Origin of the sequence: Novosphingobium sp., assembly GCF_041905565.1 — a bacterium.
In the GTDB taxonomy this organism is placed as follows: domain Bacteria; phylum Pseudomonadota; class Alphaproteobacteria; order Sphingomonadales; family Sphingomonadaceae; genus Novosphingobium.
In genome coordinates this window covers 167,194-180,984 of the sequence record NZ_JAYRKX010000005.1, presented here as the reverse complement: position 1 = coordinate 180,984, position 13,791 = coordinate 167,194, and the positions used below count along the sequence as shown (strand labels likewise).

14 protein-coding genes are annotated in these 13,791 nt (G+C 67.5%); 3 read left to right on the top strand and 11 right to left on the bottom strand.

The window, feature by feature from the left end:
- Positions 1–83: 83 nt before the first annotated feature.
- Positions 84–1,508, bottom strand: coding sequence for an aldehyde dehydrogenase family protein (locus ACE3N9_RS06235; protein ID WP_374281946.1), 1,425 nt, complete (start codon positions 1,506–1,508; stop codon positions 84–86).
- Positions 1,509–1,668: 160 nt separating this feature from the next.
- Positions 1,669–2,250, bottom strand: coding sequence for a lysozyme (locus ACE3N9_RS06230; protein WP_374281944.1), 582 nt, complete (start codon positions 2,248–2,250; stop codon positions 1,669–1,671).
- A 172-nt stretch (positions 2,251–2,422) separates the two neighbouring features.
- Between ACE3N9_RS06230 and ACE3N9_RS06225 the strand changes: the two genes are divergently transcribed.
- Complete coding sequence (locus ACE3N9_RS06225) at positions 2,423–4,714, top strand: putative bifunctional diguanylate cyclase/phosphodiesterase (protein ID WP_374281942.1); 2,292 nt, start codon at positions 2,423–2,425, stop codon at positions 4,712–4,714.
- 85 nt (positions 4,715–4,799) lie between these two features.
- On the opposite strand, the gene glnA is transcribed toward ACE3N9_RS06225, so the two are convergent.
- From glnA to ACE3N9_RS06195, 6 genes are all read right to left on the bottom strand, one after another.
- Positions 4,800–6,209 (bottom strand): type I glutamate--ammonia ligase, encoded by a 1,410-nt coding sequence (gene glnA, locus ACE3N9_RS06220; protein ID WP_374281940.1) that lies wholly within the window; start codon positions 6,207–6,209, stop codon positions 4,800–4,802.
- A gap of 79 nt (positions 6,210–6,288) precedes the next feature.
- Entirely contained in the window at positions 6,289–6,627 is a 339-nt protein-coding gene (locus ACE3N9_RS06215) for a P-II family nitrogen regulator (RefSeq protein ID WP_374281938.1), read from the bottom strand.
- A 262-nt stretch (positions 6,628–6,889) separates the two neighbouring features.
- Positions 6,890–7,813 (bottom strand): N-acetyl-gamma-glutamyl-phosphate reductase, encoded by a 924-nt coding sequence (gene argC / locus ACE3N9_RS06210; protein WP_374281936.1) that lies wholly within the window; start codon positions 7,811–7,813, stop codon positions 6,890–6,892.
- Positions 7,814–7,915: 102 nt separating this feature from the next.
- A complete protein-coding gene (locus ACE3N9_RS06205) occupies positions 7,916–8,257 on the bottom strand; it encodes an SH3 domain-containing protein (RefSeq protein ID WP_374281934.1) in 342 nt (113 codons plus the stop codon).
- A 56-nt stretch (positions 8,258–8,313) separates the two neighbouring features.
- Positions 8,314–8,877, bottom strand: coding sequence for a hypothetical protein (locus ACE3N9_RS06200; RefSeq protein ID WP_374281932.1), 564 nt, complete (start codon positions 8,875–8,877; stop codon positions 8,314–8,316).
- 63 nt (positions 8,878–8,940) lie between these two features.
- On the bottom strand, positions 8,941–10,329 hold the full coding sequence (locus tag ACE3N9_RS06195) for a M17 family metallopeptidase (protein ID WP_374281930.1): 1,389 nt from the start codon (positions 10,327–10,329) through the stop codon (positions 8,941–8,943).
- A gap of 74 nt (positions 10,330–10,403) precedes the next feature.
- Here ACE3N9_RS06195 and map point away from each other — a divergent pair, with 74 nt between their 5' ends.
- On the top strand, positions 10,404–11,228 hold the full coding sequence (gene map / locus ACE3N9_RS06190; protein ID WP_374281928.1) for a type I methionyl aminopeptidase: 825 nt from the start codon (positions 10,404–10,406) through the stop codon (positions 11,226–11,228).
- 158 nt (positions 11,229–11,386) lie between these two features.
- Here the strand turns inward: map and ACE3N9_RS06185 are convergent, their stop codons facing one another.
- Positions 11,387–12,046: a heme exporter protein CcmB gene (locus ACE3N9_RS06185; RefSeq protein WP_374281927.1), complete on the bottom strand. Its 660-nt coding sequence runs from the start codon at positions 12,044–12,046 to the stop codon at positions 11,387–11,389.
- Complete coding sequence (ccmA, locus tag ACE3N9_RS06180) at positions 12,043–12,621, bottom strand: heme ABC exporter ATP-binding protein CcmA (RefSeq protein WP_374281925.1); 579 nt, start codon at positions 12,619–12,621, stop codon at positions 12,043–12,045. Before ccmA ends, ACE3N9_RS06185 begins: the two co-directional genes overlap by 4 nt.
- Positions 12,622–12,672: 51 nt before the next feature.
- Between ccmA and ACE3N9_RS06175 the strand changes: the two genes are divergently transcribed.
- Positions 12,673–12,963, top strand: coding sequence for a 4a-hydroxytetrahydrobiopterin dehydratase (locus ACE3N9_RS06175; RefSeq protein ID WP_374281923.1), 291 nt, complete (start codon positions 12,673–12,675; stop codon positions 12,961–12,963).
- Here ACE3N9_RS06175 and ACE3N9_RS06170 read toward each other — a convergent pair.
- A complete protein-coding gene (locus tag ACE3N9_RS06170; RefSeq protein ID WP_374281921.1) occupies positions 12,960–13,766 on the bottom strand; it encodes an SDR family oxidoreductase in 807 nt (268 codons plus the stop codon). The genes ACE3N9_RS06175 and ACE3N9_RS06170 overlap by 4 nt on opposite strands.
- Between the last annotated feature and the right edge of the window lie 25 nt (positions 13,767–13,791).

Below are 13,791 nucleotides of genomic sequence, written 5' to 3'. Positions count from 1 at the left end.
GCTTGTCCGAATCCCGCAACAGCAAACCCCCTCCCCGCCGAGGCGGGAAGGGGGCTGGTTCAATCAGCGATTGACGCTCGAAATCAGGCCGGCAGGCCCGAGATCGCCTTCATTTCCATGAAGTCCTTGAGCCCGGCCAGGCCGCCTTCGCGGCCATTGCCCGACTGCTTGTAGCCGCCGAACGGCGCGCCCGGGGTGGGGCCCCAGTTGTTGATCGCGACCATGCCGGCGCGCAGCTTGGCGGCAACCGGGGCGGCCTTGGCCGGATCGCCCGAAATGGCGGCCGACAGGCCGTATTCGGTGTCGTTGGCCATGTCGATCGCCTGGTCGAGGCTGTCATAGGCCATCAGCGTGATCACCGGGCCGAAGATTTCCTCCTTGGCGATGCGCATGTCGGGCGTCACGTCGGAGAACACGGTCGGCTGGATGTAGTAGCCGCGGTTGACGTTGCTCGGCAGGTCGGGGCCGCCGGTGACCAGCTTGGCGCCTTCGTCGATCGCCGACTGGATCAGGCCGCGCACCTTGTCGAACTGGGCCTTGTTGACCACCGGACCCAGGTGATTGCCTTCCTGCATCGGATCGCCCACCGGGGTGGCCGAATACATCGCCTTGGCGAAAGCTTCGGCTTCACCCATGCGCTCGCGCGGGACCAGCACCTTGGTCGGCGAAATGCACGACTGGCCGGTGTTGACCAGCGGGCCCGACAGGGTGGACGGCAGGGTCGCGGCGAAATCGGCATCGGGCAGGACCAGGTTCGGCGACTTGCCGCCCAGTTCCTGGTGAACGCGCTTCACGGTCGGCGCGGCGGCAATCGCCACGGCGATCCCGGCTCGGGTCGAGCCGGTGAAGCTGACCATTTCGACGTCGGGGTGGCTGGAAATGGCGTTGCCGGTGGTCGGGCCATCGCCCTGGACCAGGTTGAACACGCCCGGCGGCACGCCCGCCGCGTCCAGGATTTCGGCAAAGATCGCCGCGTTGGTCGGGCATTCTTCCGACGGCTTGAGCACCATGGTGTTGCCGCCGGCGAGCGCCGGGGCGACCTTGAGCGCGATCTGGTTGAGCGGCCAGTTCCACGGGGTGATCATGCCGACCACGCCGATCGGTTCATAGGCCACCTTGTAGCCCGGGCCGTCTTCGAGGAAATTGAAGTTCTGCAGCGCGGCGATGGTGCCCAGGAACCCGCCGATGCCCGCGCCAACCTGCGCAGTGCCGGCGAACGAGACGGGCGCGCCCATTTCCTCGGCCATGGCCACGGCGAGGTCGCCGGCGCGCTTCTTGTATTCCTCGACGATCCGGTTCAGCACGGCGAGGCGTTCTTCGCGGGTCGTCTGGCTCCAGGTCTTGAAGGCGCGGCGGGCGGCGGCAACCGCCTTGTCGACATCGGCCTTGGTGCCGACGGTGATGACCGCGCAGGGTTCTTCCGTGGCCGGGTTGATCACTTCGCGGCGGACGCCGCCTTCGCTGTCCACCCACTTGCCGTCGATATAGTGCTGCAGCCTCTCGCGCATCGCGAATCTCCCTTTAATGGTGCGATTAACTGCCGGTATGTCGGTGCTGGCGAAACAGATTGCAAGATGCAATTTGTCAGTATTACTGACGGAATTGTTCATCTTTCGACGGGTGGTGGCGCGGCGGCGGCTGGCCGATTGCCGCCGCGCTGCCAGTGGTTCAGGCCTGCTGGCGATAGAGCGCGGCTTCGGCGGCGCGGCGGCGGACCAGGCCGGTCATGCGCTTGCCCGCGGCGTTGACCCATTTGCCGAATTCGGCAGCGGCCCCGGCGTGGTCGCCCGCCTTGTGCAGCCGGGTCAGCGTGGCGCGGGCAATGGCCCCGGTGTTGTAGTGAAAGCTGACCAGGGCATCGAACTGGGCCTGGCTGGTCGCGGCCTGGCCGACCGCCCGGACGACGTCGCGGGCGAAGCGTTCCAGATCGCGTTCCAGCCGGGCATCGCATTCGGCCCGGGTCCAGACCGTGCCGGGGCCGATGCCGCGCCCGGTCGCGCCCCAGCCGATGGTCCACGGCGCAGCGCCGGTCGCGGGATCGGGATAGGCTTCGAAGCGGCCATCGGCGCGGGCGCGGGCGCAGCCTTCGAACCGCTTGATCAGCGCAAGGCCGGCTGCGGATATACGGGCCGGCATGGCGGGAGCCGGCGCGGCCACGGCCTGCGGGCCGGCTTGCGAAACGGTTTGCGGCTCGGTCTCGGGCGCCTTCATCCGGCGCAGCGCGGCGAAGAAATCGAAGTCCATGTCCATGGGCAGTGCCTTTCGCGATTCGAGAGGCCGGGACATTAGGCACGGTTAGTCCTTGTAGGAAAACCATATTTTTCTATGGTTGAACGTCAGTTAACCTGACAAAGCTTCCTTAACCTGAATTCCGTATGGCAAGTCCTGCATGGGGCATTGGGATCTTGCCAGGCGGCGGCTGATGCGGCTGGCCTTGAAGGAAGTGGGGGCCGGCAAGGTCGTCGCGACCCTGCTGATCTCGCTCGTGGCGATTTCGCTGCTGCTGGCCGTGGGCTTTCGCGCCTCGACCGGGTTCGTCGACCGGCTCGACCAGCAGCGCGAACAGCAGCTGGTCGGCAACTATATCGAACGCCAGGCCCAGGCCTCGATCGCGCAGCTGAAAGTGCAGCTGACCTGGGACGATGCCTTTCGCGCGATGGGTCGGGGCGCGCCCGATAGTGCCTGGACCGATGCCTATATCGGCGAATTCCTGTGGACCAACTTCGGTTACGAGCGGCTCTATGTGGTCGATCCCGGCGGCCGGGCCTTGCGCAGCTGGGAGCGGGGCCGGCCAGCCAGCGACGCGGGCTATGCCTGGGTGCAGGCTCAGGTCCAGCGCGAGCTGGTGCGCATGGGCCAGAACGGCACGGTATTCGGCGCCGTGGCGGGATCCCGGCAGCTGGCCGACACGGCCTGGCCGCTCGACGCGCGGGGACGGCCGCTGACCCGCTGGGGCTACTCGCTGGTCCGGATCGGCGATCGTCCGGCGGTGCTGTCGGTGGTCTCGATCCTGCCTGATGACAGTTATGGATTGCTGACCCGCACGCCCAACCACCTGGTCGCGGTCAGGATGATCGATGCGGCCTACCTGCAAGGCCTCAGCGCGGACCTGATGCTGCCTGGCGTCTCGCTGGCGAAGGGCGGCGCGCAGGATGGGCAGCGCAACAGCCTGCCGCTGATCCGCGGCGATGGCCGCACGGTTGGCTGGCTGGAATGGCACACCGTGCTGCGCAGCGAGATGGTGCGCGATCGCATCCGGCCGCTGTTCCTCGCCTACCTGATCTTCCTGGTCGCGCTGCTGCTGGGCGGCGCCAACGTGATCAAGATGCTGCGCACCGCGATGCACCGCCTGCGGCTGCGCGAGGCCCAGGCCCTGCACGAGGCCCGGCACGACGAGATGACCGGGCTGCCCAACCGAAGCTACTTCATCACGCGGCTGGACCAGGAGCTGACGGGACTGGTGCGGCGCAAGGGGCGGGCCGTGGCCGTGGCGTTCCTTGATTTCGACCACTTCAAGTTCATCAACGATACGCTGGGCCATCCGGCCGGCGATGCGCTGGTCCGCCAGGTGGCAGACCGGGCCCGCCGCCAGTTGCCCGCGACCGACCTGATCGCGCGGCTGGGGGGCGACGAATTCGTGGTCTTGCGCCGCGGCGCGCAGGGCCAGGGCGGGATCAGCCAATTGGGGCAGGATCTGATGGCGCTGTTCGCGGCGCCGTTCAACATCGACGGGCGGATCATCGATGTCACCGCATCCTGCGGGATCAGCTGGGCGCCCGAACAGGGGCTGACCGCCGAAGACCTGCTGCGCAACGCGGATATCGCGCTGTTCCGGGCCAAGCAGCGCGGCCGGGGGCGCTGGCGCGCCTTCACGCGCGAGATGGAAGGGACCGTGCGCCGCCGCCTGCTGCTGGAACTGGAACTGCGCAAGGCGCTGCAGGCCAACAGCCTGTCGCTGGCCTACCAGCCGGTCGTCGCGTCGGAAGATGGGCGGATCTGCGGCGCGGAAGCCCTGCTGCGCTGGGACCATCCCGAGCTGGGTTCGCTCAGCCCCGCGCTGTTCGTGCCGGTGGCCGAACAGGCCGGGCTGATGCCGCTGCTGGGCTGGTGGATCATCGGCCGGGTGTTCGAACAGCGCCGCGCCTGGCCCGATGTGGAGATATCGATCAACCTTTCGCCGCTCCAGCTGTCGGCGCGGGGGTTCCTCGATGACCTGGCCGTGCTGGTCCGGGAACTGCGGGTCGATCCGCGCGGGATCACTTTCGAAGTGACCGAAGGGGTGCTGATGGAACGCGGCACCGGCGTGTTCGCCGTGCTCGAAGGGCTCAAGGCGATGGGCTTCGGCGTGGCGCTCGACGATTTCGGCACCGGCTATTCCAGCCTCAGCTACCTGCGCGCTTTCGAATTCGACCGGATCAAGATCGATCGCAGCTTCGTCCAGAACATCGAGAACGACCTCAACGCCCATGCCATCCTGAAGGCGATCGTCGCGCTGGGGCAAAGCCTCGACACTCTGACCGTGGCCGAAGGGGTGGAAACCCCGCTGCAAAGCGAACTGGTGCGCGCGGCCGGGTGCGAATTGATCCAGGGCTTCCTGTTCCACCGGCCGATGTCCGCCGCGGAATTCGGCGCGCTGCTGGCCGAGTGCGCGCCCACCGCCAGTGCCGCACGAACTGCCGATCAGCGCCGCGGACGCAGCGTTCGCGCCGCCTGACCGGGCGCAGCCATGGGCTGGATGCAAAAGAGGCGCCCGGATCGCTCCGGACGCCTCCCATGCAGTTCCTGACCGGGTCGCGAAGTCAGGCGCTGTAGTACATGTCGAATTCGACCGGCGAAGGGGTGGTTTCCCAACGCAGCACTTCCGGCCACTTGATTTCGATGTAGCTTTCGATCTGGTCCTTGGTGAACACGCCGCCCTTGAGCAGGAATTCGTGATCGGCTTCAAGGCATTCCAGTGCTTCGCGGAGCGAACCGCACACGGTCGGCACCTGGGCCAGTTCGGCCGGCGGCAGATCGTAAAGGTTCTTGTCCATCGCTTCGCCCGGGTGGATCTTGTTCTGGATCCCGTCGAGCCCGGCCATGAACAGCGCGGCATAGCACAGGTAGGGGTTGGCCATCGCGTCGGGGAAACGGAATTCCACGCGCTTCGCCTTGTCGCCCGCGCCGTACGGAATGCGGCACGAGGCCGAACGGTTGCGGGCCGAATAGGCCAGCAGCACCGGCGCTTCGTAACCCGGGACCAGGCGCTTGTAGCTGTTGGTGGTCGGGTTGGTGAAAGCGTTCAGGGCCTTGGCGTGCTTGATCACGCCGCCGATGAAGTACAGGCACATGTCCGACAGGCCGGCATAGCCGTTACCGGCGAACAGCGGCTTGCCTTCCTTCCAGATCGAGATGTGCGTGTGCATCCCCGAGCCGTTGTCCTTCATGATCGGCTTGGGCATGAACGTCGCGGTCTTGCCATAGGCCTGGGCGACCTGGTGCACGACATACTTGTAGACCTGCATGCGGTCGGCGGTTTCGACCAGCGTGCCGAAGGTCATGCCCAGTTCGTGCTGCGCCGAGGCCACTTCGTGGTGGTGCTTGTCGCAGGGCAGGCCCATTTCGAGCATGGTGGTGACCATTTCCGCACGCACGTCGACCAGGCTGTCGACCGGGGCCACCGGGAAGTAGCCGCCCTTGGCGCGCGGGCGGTGCCCGAGGTTGCCGGCTTCGTACTTGGTGTTCGAATTGGTCGGCAGTTCGATGTCGTCGATCTTAAAGCCGTTGCCATCGTAGCCGTCATAGTAGCGCACGTCGTCGAAGACGAAGAATTCGGCTTCCGGGCCGACATAGACGGTGTCGCCGATGCCGGTGCTCTTGAGGTAGGCTTCGGCGCGCTTCGCGGTTGAACGCGGGTCGCGGCCATAGAGGTCGCCGGTCGAGGGTTCGACGATGTCGCAGGTGATGATCATCATCGGGGTGGCGCTGAACGGATCGATGTAGACCGAATCCAGGTCCGGCTTCAGGATCATGTCGGATTCGTTGATCGCCTTCCAGCCGTCGATCGACGAACCGTCGAACATCAGGCCGTCTTCCAGCTCGTCCTCGCCCATCACCGACGAGACCATGGTCAGGTGGTGCCACTTGCCCTTGGGGTCAGTGAAGCGCAGATCGACCCATTCGATCTCTTCTTCCTTGATCCGCTTGATGATGTCCTTGGCCTTGCTCATTTTTCGCCTTTCCTGGCACCCCGGACCCGGGGGCATTGCTGATTGATGGTTGGATGGTTGGCTGACCGGCAGCGCCGGATCAGATTGCGTCGTCGTCGCGTTCCCCGGTGCGGATGCGCAGTGCGCTTTCGATGGGAATGACGAAAATCTTGCCGTCACCGATGCGCCCGGTCTGGGCCGCGCCGGCGATCGCTTCGACCGTGCGTTCGGCCAGCGCGTCGGGAACCACGACTTCAAGCTTCACCTTGGGCAGGAAGTCGACCACGTATTCGGCGCCGCGATACAGCTCGGTATGGCCCTTCTGGCGGCCAAAACCCTTGGCTTCGGTCACGGTGATGCCGGACACGCCCACTTCGTGCAGCGCTTCCTTCACCTCGTCGAGCTTGAAGGGCTTGATGATCGCTTCGATCTTTTTCACGTCTACCTGTCCCCTGCGCATTCAACCGGAACCGCTCTGCGCGCGGCCCGGTGATCCAAACGCCACGCCACCACTCTATCAAGAATCGTGCCAGCAGCGATATCCCGGCACTAGGCGATTGCGGGCACGCGGAAAAGGGCGGAATCGCAACATTTGGTGCTTGCGATGCCACGCGACACTAAGAATTGTTCGCGCTTGCCGCGCTGTGCTTGCCTGTTTTTTTGGCAGGCCCTGCCTAATTTATAGGCAGGGCGCCGCTTGGCTAGAGCGCCAGTCCGGCGATCTCGTCTAGCCCGGCCATCAGGTTCAGGCTCTGCACCGCAGCCCCGCTCGCCCCCTTGCCCAGGTTGTCGAGCCGTGCGACCAGCCGCGCCTGCGAGCCATCCTTGGCGCCATAGACGAACAGTTCCAGCCGGTCGCTGGGTTGCATCGAGCGGCGCAGCAGCACTTCGTCGGGCAGCTCGTCGCTGACGGTCACTACGCGGCTGCCGGCATAGAACGCGGCCAGGCAATCGTGCAGCGCCTGGGGCGGGGCGGACTTTGCCATCAGCGACAGGTGCAGCGGCACTTCGACCACCATGCCGCGATGCGCCGGGATCACCGCCGGGGCGAACAGCGGCGCATGGGCAAGCCCGGCATACTGGCGCATTTCGGGCACGTGCTTGTGCCCCATGGTCATGCCATAGTCGCGAAAGGCGATGTCGGTATCGTCCTCGAACCGGGCGATCAGCGCCTTGCCGCCGCCGGAATAGCCGGACACCGCGTGGCAGGTATAGGGCCAGTCGGCGGGCAGCAGCCCGGCGCGGACCAGCGGGGCGAGCAGGGCGATGAACCCGGTGGGATAGCACCCCGGGTTCGATACGCGGCTGGCCGCGGCCACGGCATCGCGCCCGGTCAATTCGGGAAAGCCGTAGGTCCAGCCCGCAGCGACGCGGTGCGCGCTGCTGGCGTCCACGATCCGCACCGCGCTGCCCTCGGCCAGGGCGACCGCTTCGATCGCGGCATCATCGGGCAGGCACAGCACGGCGAAATCGGCGGCGTGATAGGCATCGCGCCGGGCCTGCGCGCTCTTGCGCTGTTCATCGTCGAGCACGATCAGCTCGAATTCGCTGCGAGGGCTCAGGCGCTCGACAATTTCCAGGCCGGTGGTTCCGGCGGCGCCATCGATAAAGACCTTGTGCGGCATGGCATCACTTTCGTTCGGTGGCCCGGCGCCAGTTCGCGCGGCGGGCAGGCAGGATCACGCGGCAATCAGCAGCGGCAGCCCCGCACCGGCGCGGCTACCGCGTCAGCTTCGTCGTTCTTCCAGCGCCGTGACCGGCAGATAGCCGACGAACCCGTCGTCGCCGACCTGGCCCCAGGCCCAGCCGCCGGTAATGTCGAGCACGTTGAACAGGGTGCCGCCGGCCAGCTGCTCGCGCACCTCGGCATCGGCCTTGTTCGCGGCCAGCAGCGGCGCGCCGTCAGCCACCACCGCGCGTTCCATCGGCACGGCATAGTGCGGCACGAACACCTTGCCGGCCAGCCGGACATGCGCCAGGTCCCCGCGCACGGGCCAGTGCGCGGCGTCAAGCTTTACGCTTGGCCCCGACAGGGAAAACTGGCCGGTCGGAATGGCGCTGGCGGTCAAATCTGCGTGCCCCTCGAATACGAAGACCGGGCGATTAGCGCCGGTTGGCCCCGCTATCAAGCCATCCATTGGCCCGCCTGCCGTGCGGCTTTGCGGAACAGCGCCGCCGCCCCCAGCCAGATGGCGACGAACACGGCCGTGAACACCGGGAGATAGGCGATCCCGCCGAGCGCCAGGGCGATGCCCAGCAGCGCCTGTCCGGCCGCCATCAGCGTCAGCACCCGGGCCAGCCCGGCCGCGCGCAGCCGCACCGCGATGGCGCCGAGCGCGCCTGCGCCAAGCAGCGCGAAGAACACCAGGTTGATCGGATTGCCTTCGTTCCCGACGATCCCGACGGCCAGGTTGGCCATGACCATCAGGAAAGCCCCGCCGATTGACAGGAGGGCTGCCAGCACCGACCAGATGCTCGCCCCGGCAAAGCGCAGGACCAGTTCAAACGCCAGCCCGGCCAGCAACAGCATCGCGCCGAACACGGCGAAATCGAACCCGTCCCAGGCCATTTCGGCCACGGTCAGTCGCAGCGTGACGGGGATCGCCATTACAGCGGCCGCGCCGCCCCACACCAGCTTGCGCCAGGCAGACGGATGGGCGCCCAGCAGGCCCTGCGAAAAGGTGTTCATTGTGCGGATCCCCACAGTTAGCCGTCTTTCATATCATTGCCGCAGCCGCCGCGCCAGCCGTGCTCAGGCCGCGCCATACCGCCCCTTCAGCAGACCCCAGGCCGCGCGCAGGCCCAGCGCGTCGCCGCCCTTGGGCCGGCCGGGCTTGGCCGCCGGGCGCCAGGCGAAAGTGTCGAAATGCGCCCAGTCCACGCCTTCGGGCAGGAAGCGGTCGAGGAACAGCGCGGCGACCGAGGCGCCGGCAAAGCCGTTCGAGCTGTTGTTTGAAATGTCGGCCACGTCGCTTTTCAGGTATTCCCGGTAGCCATCGAACAGCGGCAGGCGCCAGCACTTGTCGTCGCTCGCCGCGCCGCATTTGAGCATTTCGTCCGCCGTCTCGTCGCGGCGGGTGAACAGGGCGGGCAGGTCCGGCCCCACGGCCACGCGCGCCGCGCCGGTCAGGGTGGCGAAGTCGATCACGAGCTCGGGGTTCTCCTCGCCCGCGCGGGTCAGCGCATCGCCCAGCACCAGGCGGCCTTCGGCATCGGTGTTGCCGATTTCCACCGTCAGCCCCTTGCGGCTGCGCAGCACGTCGCCGGGGCGAAAGGCATTGCCGGAAATCGCGTTCTCCACCGCCGGGATCAGCAGGTGCAGCCGCACTTTCAGCCGCGCCTGCATGACCAGCTTGGCCAGGGCAAGCGCGTGGGCCGCGCCGCCCATGTCCTTCTTCATCAGCAGCATCCCGGCGCCGGGCTTGATGTCCAGCCCGCCGGAATCGAAGCACACGCCTTTGCCGACCAGCGCGATGCGCGGGTGGGCTGGATCGCCCCAGTGCAGCTCGATCATGCGCGGGGCATGGCTGCGCGCCGCCGCCCGGCCGACGCCGTGGACCATCGGAAAGCCGCGTTCCAGCGCGTCGCCGTGCGTCACCTTGAATTCCGCGCCTTGGGCCTTGGCGATCAACTGCGCCTCATGCTCAAGCTGGGCGGGGCCCATGTCTTCGGCTGGGGTGTTGACCAGATCACGCACCAGCGCGGTGGCGGCGGCCTCGGCCAGGGCGGCGTCAATCGCGCCGACATCCTTGGTCAGCAGCACGCGCGGCCCGTCCTCGCCGGGGTCGGAGCGGTAGCGGTCGAACTTGTACTGGCCGGTCACCCAGCCATGGAGCGCCGGACCCGGCTCGCCCCCGGCGCGGCGATAGGTGCCGGGCGGCAGCACTTCGGCCAGCTTGGCCATGCACCAGCTCGACAGGCTGTTCACATTGGCGACGCCCGACACCACCAGCCAGTGATCGCCATCGGGCAGGATGGCATAGGTATAGCCATCGCCTTCGAACTTCTGCGCGGCCAGCGCGGCGCGCTGCGGGGCGGACAGGCCCTTGATGAAGTCGGACAGACCAGCCTTGTCGACAAGGTGGATTGCGGTGGCGGGCTGGCCCTTGTCGGGCTGGATCAGGGCATGCTTGTCGCTCATCCCCCAGCCTTAGACCCGGCGCGCGCATTGCGGCAAGGCTCGCATTATTGCGAAGCAGTCGCTATATGCGCGGCATGACCCAGTATCAGACGGTAGAAGACGGCGACGTGCAGCTGCGCGACGGCACGATCAAGCTGCACGGCCCGGCGGCTTTCGAAGGCATGCGCAAGGCCGGACGGCTGGCGGCGGAAATCCTCGATGCGCTGGCGCCGTTCGTCCAGCCGGGGGTGACCACCGGCCAGATCGACGACCTGGTGCGCGAAATGACGCTGGATGGCGGCGCCGTGCCGGCGACCATGGGCTATCGCGGCTTCCAGCATTCATGCTGCACCTCGATCAACCAGGTCATCTGCCACGGCATTCCGGGCGACCGGGTGCTGAAGGACGGCGACATCATCAATATCGACGTGACCCCGCTGCTGGATGGCTGGCACGGCGATTCCAGCCGGATGTACCTGGTCGGCGACGTACCGATCAAGGCGCGGCGGCTGGTCGACGTGACTTACGAATGCCTGATGATCGGGATCGAACAGGCCAGGCCCGGCGCGCGGCTGGGCGATATCGGTGCCGCGATCCAGCAACACGCCGAACGTCACCGTTACGGCGTGGTGCGCGAATTCTGCGGGCATGGCCTGGGCCGCCTGTTCCATGACGCGCCCGAAGTGGTCCACGCCGCCCGCGCCGGGACCGGCCCGGAACTGCGGCCGGGGATGTTCTTCACCATCGAACCGATGATCAACCTGGGCAAGCCGGGGATGAAGATGCTGGACGATGGCTGGACCGCGGTGACGCGCGACCGTTCGCTGTCCGCCCAGTTCGAACATTCGATCGGGATTACCGAAACGGGCTGCGAGATTTTCACCGAAAGCCCCAAGGGCCTCCACAAGCCGCCGTATTGAGTGGTGCGGAAAGGCCATCCGGCTTTTCCTGGCCTGGCCGGCCCGCTCCCCCGGCCCGACCACCCACAGGGTACCTTGAACGGGTGGTCGGGCCGGGGGAGCAGGCCGGCCAGGCCAAGCTGATCGCGGAGGCGATCAGCGCACCTGACAAGAAACGCTTAGCCGCGACCCGCCCGGATCGCGGCTCCTGCGGCAAACGGCGCGATGGCCAGCAGCACCAGACTGACCGCGCCGGTCAGCGCGATGCCCGAGGCGCCGCCCGTGGCCAGGCTGCCCGCGCCGAACACCAGCAAGGGCACGGCCAGCGGGATCACCAGCAAGCCGCCCAGCGCGGCGCCGCCGCGCAGGCCGGCGGTCAGCGCGGCGACCATCACGCCCAGCGCCGCCAGACCCGGCGTTCCCGCGAGCAGGCCGATCTCGACCGTGCGCAAGGTCGCGCCATCGATCCCGACCAGTGCGCTGGCGGGCAGGGCGGCCAGCATCAGCGGCGGGCCGAAGCTGAGCCAGTGGGCCAGCACCCGCACCGCGACCACCAGTTCTTCCGAAATCCCGCGCAGCGCCCACTGGTCGAACATGCCGAGTTCGAGGTCCGGCTCGATCAAGCGGTCGAGCGGGAGGATCGCCGCGAGCAGGGCCGCGACCCAGATCACTCCGCCGCCGGTCCGCGCCAGCACCGGCGCGTCCGGCCCGACAGCAAAGGGATAGAGCATCGCCACGGCAAGGAAGAACAGCACCGGCAGCACGGCCCCGCCGCGCCGCCCGCCCGCCAGCAATTGCGCCAGGTCGCGCCGGAGCAGAGTGAACAGCGGCCCGCTCATGCCGCGAAGTCCCTGAGTTCGAGCTGGGCCATGCCGGGCAGGGCGAACGGCTGGTGCGAGGCGATCACGCAGATCCCGCCCGCGCGGCAGTGTTCCGCCGCCAGGTCCTGCACCAATGCCACCCCTCGCGTGTCGAGGCCGTTGAGCGGTTCGTCCAGCAGCCACAGCGGCGCTTCCTGGCCGAGCAGGCGGGCGAGCGCGGCGCGCTTTTTCTGTCCGGTCGACAGGTAACGCACCGGCACATCCTCCAGCCCGGCGATGCCAAGCCGTGCCAGCTGCGCATCGCCCGGCCCGTCGATCCGCCGCCAGAAGGCCAGCGCCGCGCCCAGCGGCTGGTGCGGGTCAAGCGCCGGGCGCTCGTCCACCAGCGCCACCGTGCCCACGCGTTCCACCGTGCCGGCGAAGGCCGGGGCCAGTCCCGCCAGGATCCGCATCAGGCTGCTCTTGCCGATGCCGTTCGATCCGGTCAGCTGCAGGGCCTGCCCCGGGGCCAGCGCGAACGACAGGCGCGCGAACAGCAGCCGGTCGCCCTTGCGGCAGGCAATGTCCGAAGCTGTCAGGCGGCACTCTTGCATGGCACGGCGCGATAGGGGAAAGCTGTCCGCCTGCCAAGGAGAGCATGCCCCGTGACCATTCCCCGCCTGACCCAAGCCGAACTTGACGCCCTGCTGGCGCAGGCGCCCGAATGGCGGCTGCGTGCCGATGGCAAGGCGCTGGAACGGACCTTCACCTTTGCCGATTTCAACGCGGCCTTCGGTTTCATGACTCGCGTCGCGCTCTATGCCGACAAGGCCGACCACCATCCCGAATGGTTCAACGTCTACAACCGGGTCGAAATTACCCTGACCACGCACGACGCCGATGGCCTGTCGGCGCGCGATGCGGCGATGGTGCGGGCTATCGCCGCCTACGCCTAGTCGCCCAGGGCGCGAAAGCCGGTGCGCATCCGCTTGCGCAGGGTGCCGGGCATCCACCGCGCCGCGAAGCTGACCGAGCGGGCGGTTTTGCCGACCAGGTTGTGCAGCTTGTCGCCGTGGACCGCGTCCCAGGCCGTCTGGGCGACATCGGCCACCGGGGTCAGTTCCAGCCCGCTTTCGGCCACGCGGTCGCGGATCGGCTGGTTGGTCGCCTTGTTGGGGGTGATGTCGAGCAAGGGGGTGTCGATGAAGCCGGGCATCAGGTCGGCCACCTTGATCCCGTCGGCATACCATTCGCCGTCCAGCGCCTCGGTCAGCGCGCGCACGCCGAACTTGGTCGCGGCATAGACCGACGCGCCGGGCGAGCCATAGATCCCCGCCGCGCTGGCGGTGCTCAGCAGGCAGGAACCCGGCGCGCTGGCCTTCAGCCACTTGTGCGCCGCCTGCGCGCCATAGAGCACGCCCTTCATGTTGATATCGACCGTGCGGTCGATTTCGGCGGTGGTGCAATCGATCAGCGCGCCGCCGATGGGGATGCCGGCGTTGTTGAACACTACGTCGATTTTCCCGCCGCTCGCCGCAGCGCAGGCCTCCAGCGCCGCGTCCCATGCCTCGCGGTCGCGCACGTCCAGCTTGTGCACGCTGCTCTTGCCAGCCGGCAGCAGGGCGGCGGTTTCCTTCATCCCGCTTTCGTTGATGTCGGCCAGTCCCACGAACCAGCCTTCGCGGCCGAATTTCTGCGCTACGGCGCGGCCGATCCCCGATGCCCCGCCGGTGATGAAAATCGTCTTGTGGCTCGCCACAGGCCCCTCCCGAATCGTGCTTACA

Bases quoted from the DNA above. Each gene is read 5' to 3' on its own strand.
- map (WP_374281928.1), top strand. From the start codon at position 10,404: ATGACCCAGTATCAGACGGTAGAAGACGGCGACGTGCAGCTGCGCGAC.
- ACE3N9_RS06195 (WP_374281930.1), bottom strand. From the start codon at position 10,329: ATGAGCGACAAGCATGCCCTGATCCAGCCCGACAAGGGCCAGCCCGCC.
- ACE3N9_RS06225 (WP_374281942.1), top strand. From the start codon at position 2,423: ATGCGGCTGGCCTTGAAGGAAGTGGGGGCCGGCAAGGTCGTCGCGACC.
- ACE3N9_RS06235 (WP_374281946.1), bottom strand. From the start codon at position 1,508: ATGCGCGAGAGGCTGCAGCACTATATCGACGGCAAGTGGGTGGACAGC.
- glnA (WP_374281940.1), bottom strand. From the start codon at position 6,209: ATGAGCAAGGCCAAGGACATCATCAAGCGGATCAAGGAAGAAGAGATC.
- ACE3N9_RS06230 (WP_374281944.1), bottom strand. From the start codon at position 2,250: ATGGACATGGACTTCGATTTCTTCGCCGCGCTGCGCCGGATGAAGGCG.
- ccmA (WP_374281925.1), bottom strand. From the start codon at position 12,621: ATGCAAGAGTGCCGCCTGACAGCTTCGGACATTGCCTGCCGCAAGGGC.
- argC (WP_374281936.1), bottom strand. From the start codon at position 7,813: ATGCCGCACAAGGTCTTTATCGATGGCGCCGCCGGAACCACCGGCCTG.
- ACE3N9_RS06185 (WP_374281927.1), bottom strand. From the start codon at position 12,046: ATGAGCGGGCCGCTGTTCACTCTGCTCCGGCGCGACCTGGCGCAATTG.
- ACE3N9_RS06200 (WP_374281932.1), bottom strand. From the start codon at position 8,877: ATGAACACCTTTTCGCAGGGCCTGCTGGGCGCCCATCCGTCTGCCTGG.